Source organism: Heliophilum fasciatum (genome assembly GCF_004341395.1).
In the GTDB taxonomy this organism is placed as follows: Bacteria; Bacillota; Desulfitobacteriia; order Heliobacteriales; family Heliobacteriaceae; genus Heliophilum; species Heliophilum fasciatum.
This window is the reverse complement of record NZ_SLXT01000055.1, coordinates 1-4563: the sequence shown is the minus strand read 5'-3', so window position 1 is coordinate 4563 and position 4563 is coordinate 1. Positions and strand designations below refer to the sequence as shown.

Below are 4563 nucleotides of genomic sequence, written 5' to 3'. Positions count from 1 at the left end.
GCGATGCAACGTTTCAAGAATTCAACCAGTTCCGGTGTGAACCGATCGTAAAAAGCCGAAGGGACGAGCTCTTTGGCCGCCATACTTCCGTAGCATCGCCGGATACTCGCTAAACTTCGGGAAACGCCAACACCAAAACTGAGAATCAAGGCCCAGAAGAACATCACAGGATCCACTTCACGGGATCGTTTGATAAATTTCGTTTCCCTTGCCGTTTCTCTTATCCATTCAGATGGGAAAATTCGCGTTAATTCCCCTTCGATGACCGTGGTTTTTGGGGAAGGTTTTTTCATTGAATACGCCTCCACCATAAGTGCGATTTAACCTATGATTTCGACATCATCTTATAAAAAACCTTTAAATTACTGATATTACCAATATATTTTTGGTTAACCGAACACGAATGTAGCTTCCTTAATATAAGCAATATAGATCTCTTCGATCCGGTTAACATGATACCGCAGTTGATCTAACTGCTTTTGCTCCGGCATGGTTTCCCGGACTTTGGCCAATTCAAAGCTGGTCACCAACTGCTGAAAGAAATCCTTTTGCGTCATATTGGTTGGCACCAGTGCATCAAAGCGAGCCTTGACGCTTTCATCGACCTTCGTAGAAAACACGACATCGGCCATCTTACTTTCACCCCTTGTATAGCGCCTACTTACCTTGGTAAGTTATCTTACTTTCGGTATGCAAGTTTTTCTGCAATTCCATCCAGAAAAACGCCTCGTAGAATCGATTTTAAGGCCCCAAAAAAATCTCGGTAGGGTAAAACCCTTACCGTTTTTTTAACAAGCCGATTTACATTATGTTTTGGCCATTATGCAAATGGAGCCTCCCCTGTACTTTCAAGGGCAGGGACTTACTCGTCATTCTTGATAAGAATCTTCATTAATGCTTTTGGTATTGGCACGGTAAAGACTTTGATTATGCCATCGTAGCCTTCAACTCTTCCGCATATTTTTACGAATTTCAGTCATCATTCTGGCCGTGTGTTTCTTTCGATATACAGTTTATCTAATGCGCACTCCATATCCTCTTCTGTTGGTTGGCTATACCTCAGTACCATGTCGGCCGTAGTATGCCCGGAAATAGCGCAGACAAGAGCAATGTCGGCACCCGAACGCATTAAATCCGTGATCATCGTGTGCCGGAATTTATGCGGGTGCAAGTCACTACCGAATTTTTTCACAACATGTTGTACTGCACGGATGCTAATACGCTCCTTGCGATTGCTGATAAATAGCGCAGGGTTCTCATCCTTACGACCGTTAAGATACAATCTGAGCGCCCGCCGAGTTTCACGCTCCACCGGCAGAACTCGCTCTTTATTTCCCTTCCCTTGTCGGATTCGTAGTCTCCCCATTCGTTCACTAATCGTCAGATCACTGCGATTAGCCTCCACTAATTCACGAACACGAATCCCGGTATGCAAAAGAGTCATGATAATTGCATGGTCACGCAGTTTATCATTACGACCGGATTCCCTCATTACGCGCAGACATTCCGTCCGACTCATTGCCTTAGGCGCGATTCTCCTGTAGTCTGTCATTTTAACTGCCCGGATATCTTCAATGCATCTCTCTTTTTTCGCCCAGCGACTAAAGCTACGGATGGAATTTAGATATTTATGAATCGTGGCTGGTGATTTCTCATCATTTCTCATCTGATCAAGATAGTGCTGCACATCCATCCGGGAATACCCTTTTAGATCTGTCCCAGCACGCTTTAACCATTTTTCGAATTTACCGAGTGCCTCCAAGTATGTCCGAATCGTCAGAGGACTCTTACCCCGTAACCCATCTTCTTTGAACTTTTCAAGGGTTCCCGACATCGTTTTTCACCATCTTTGAGACGATTTTTTCCGTCCGCAATTCTGCGACAAATTTTATACACGTTAATCATATCATTTTCCGTACTTTTGTCCATATCTACGCACAGATAATGGCGCAGAATTACAATTCTGCGCCATTGCTAAAAATTTGATATTTTTTCTTTGGTATGTGTAGCGCTGCCCCGAACCTTAGCGGTTATCGCATAGAAAGATAATCGTTCAAGTCAAATAGTTAAAGCATTATCTTTCCACCCACAGTTACCATCACTACCTCTAATGACCCAATTAACCCACCGTAACCCACGTTAACATCAATTTTTTAACACCATCGTTGAAAAACCATCCCACACGTTCGCTTATATGCCCATCAAAATTCGCCCTAGAGTGTTATACCTAAAACGTCATTACATCGAACCTTACCCCAATGTGTGCCGCCACGCGTTAAATGGAGATATTTGAGAAATAAATCTGAGCTTTAATAGCGATTTACTACCCCGGTGTTTGTCAAGATAGATGTCGCAAAAGTGCATTCGGCAAAATTGGTGAAATATGTAGCGCATTCGGCAATCGATTTCGATTTTTGTCTCTGACTATTCGCGAGTCGGGTTAAGGGAGACCTGATCCTGAAGTCTCCATGTGCGGGTGTGCCTTGACCAGCGCTCGGGATGGCGCTCTCGGGCCATCTTGTAGACGTGCCTTCGATTCTCGAGAATCTTGTCCGCCGTACCGTCATGCCGCTGACTGGGCACCGTTCGCTTGAAGACATGCGTCTCGCCACGCCTCAATCTGTTTTCGATACAATCCCTTGCTACGGCAGTATTCATTCAGTTCCGCTTCATTCATCGAAAAGGTTTCGGTTACGATCAGGAACTTGTTCTTGGAACTCCACCTCTCGGATTCGCGTCCGTCGCCCGGCGTTGCATATCCTTGAATACGAAGGTACTCGGCAGCGCTATTGTGTTATTCTTATTGTTCGTTAAGGTAGTCATCCCGCTATTGCTGTTGTATGGAGCATACCTGACTTATCGAAACTTCACTGGAAAGAATCGCTAAACGACGCTATGCCAAAGGTGAAATCAGCTTTCAAGAATTGCATGACATTCTTAAAGGCTTAGACCTTATAAGAAAATCGTAGATTAACCGGCCTTCCCCCACATCGTCTTCGCACGTTTGCCCATCGTGGCCATCATTAGATCTTCGCCACGCTCCCATTTCATCTTTCAGTCCATGAAACCCGCTCAGCATCGCATAATCTACGCCAATCCATGTGATTATCGAACAAAAAAGATCGCTCTTCGTCTATTCAAAAAGGATGACAATGAAAAGCGATCTTTTTCTAATTTCATCCTACGTGGGCTGTAGACCAAAAAAGTTAACCCTCAGTTTTTTTGTTTCTTTGAATAATTAACTATCAACCGCAAAATCAAAAAGATTCAGTTCTCTCTCGCCTTTACGCAATCTCTTTCGATCAGCCTTACGAACAGCAATTTCAAAAGATTGATTTACACAGCTAGTTTTCATGAACCCGTTATATCGGCGAATATGGTAGTCACGTGTTGTTATGCTACATTTGGAGCACTTGGCCACATTGAGATATTTATCCCATAGAAACTCAACTTCTCTTCCGCAGTACGGGCACCATGCGTCACCGGAACGAAATTTTGGTTTGTTGTCAGAAGGCGGTGCTATTAATGTTGGATGTATCGCTTTTCTCTCCTCGTTCAAAACTTAAATGCTAAGTGTTGGCCCTCTTTATAATCAACTCTTTTCATTTTTCTTCGTGGCAATTGTAAAAACCTCTATTGAGAGACCACGATAAGCCAATCGTTATCACGTGGTGCGATAATAATCTGTCCAACAACAATGTCGTGTCTTTACCTTCGATGACCATGTTAGTTTGCTACTCATGCATAATGACGGTAGTTCGAACTTTATCTAAATCTCCCGTTATTTTTTAGTCGATAATACTCTTCCCTAAGTTGATCTACTTCACGGGATGCTGTGATAGCTTGGTTCAACTTTCGAGCCAGCAGCAGTTGTGAGGCTTCACGGCGTTTATCGTTAATAAGTTTTAGAAGTACATCAGCACCATGGTTCATCGACATAGTTCCTCCAAATCCAATATTTGTTTGCTAAGTATTCGATGTACAAAAGGAATTACCTTCTAATTTCAAATATTTAATCGTAGTCAACAGTAATCTCACTATCATGTCTATTTAATGCTGGTGAAACACGATTCCCTCACGTGATGCGGGTGAGCCAACACATAAACGATTCCAAACTACTGCCGGAAAACAAAATGACTACCGATGCATGCGAGGCCCCGGTACAAACGAAAAACGTACCGGATTTCTTTTTGTAAATGCCCCTGTTAATTAAGTACTTACACCGGTAGCCTTCCCGCGTTTTAATAACCTCAATGTTTAAGAGATCGGATAAAGTATCAGAAAAAACAATAATCTATAACTTCGTTTAACACCATTGTTATGTAAACTAATAAATAAATTAAGAGAGCACACACCCCGGTTACGAAGTGTATGCTCCCTTATTGATCCTTGAAAACCACACAGGACTTTTGCAAGCATTCGATTTATAGTAAGGTCAAGACCTCGACTGATTCGTACCCGTCCACTAAACACCTCACGGTGCGTACATGCCGGGCCGATCGACCAGATCGTCTTTCTGGAGTCTTACCTACTTGTGTAGTGGGAAGTCTCATCTTTGGGTCG

At 43.2% G+C, this 4563-nt stretch carries 2 protein-coding genes, 1 rRNA gene and 2 pseudogenes; all 5 read right to left on the bottom strand.

Annotated elements, in window-relative coordinates:
* Positions 1-293, bottom strand: a pseudogene (locus EDD73_RS14485) (IS4 family transposase); the annotation flags it as partial.
* A gap of 96 nt (positions 294-389) precedes the next feature.
* Positions 390-632 (bottom strand): hypothetical protein, encoded by a 243-nt coding sequence (locus EDD73_RS14480; RefSeq protein WP_131921142.1) that lies wholly within the window; start codon positions 630-632, stop codon positions 390-392.
* 347 nt (positions 633-979) lie between these two features.
* The gene (locus EDD73_RS14475; protein ID WP_131921140.1) at positions 980-1834 is read right to left on the bottom strand and encodes a tyrosine-type recombinase/integrase; all 855 of its coding nucleotides are present in this window, start codon (positions 1832-1834) and stop codon (positions 980-982) included.
* A gap of 750 nt (positions 1835-2584) precedes the next feature.
* Positions 2585-2764 (bottom strand): annotated as a pseudogene (locus EDD73_RS15660) (IS3 family transposase); the annotation flags it as partial.
* A gap of 1667 nt (positions 2765-4431) precedes the next feature.
* A 23S ribosomal RNA gene (locus EDD73_RS14470) occupies positions 4432-4563 on the bottom strand; the annotation flags it as partial.

Bases quoted from the DNA above. Each gene is read 5' to 3' on its own strand.
- EDD73_RS14480 (WP_131921142.1), bottom strand. From the start codon at position 632: ATGGCCGATGTCGTGTTTTCTACGAAGGTCGATGAAAGCGTCAAGGCT.
- EDD73_RS14475 (WP_131921140.1), bottom strand. From the start codon at position 1,834: ATGTCGGGAACCCTTGAAAAGTTCAAAGAAGATGGGTTACGGGGTAAG.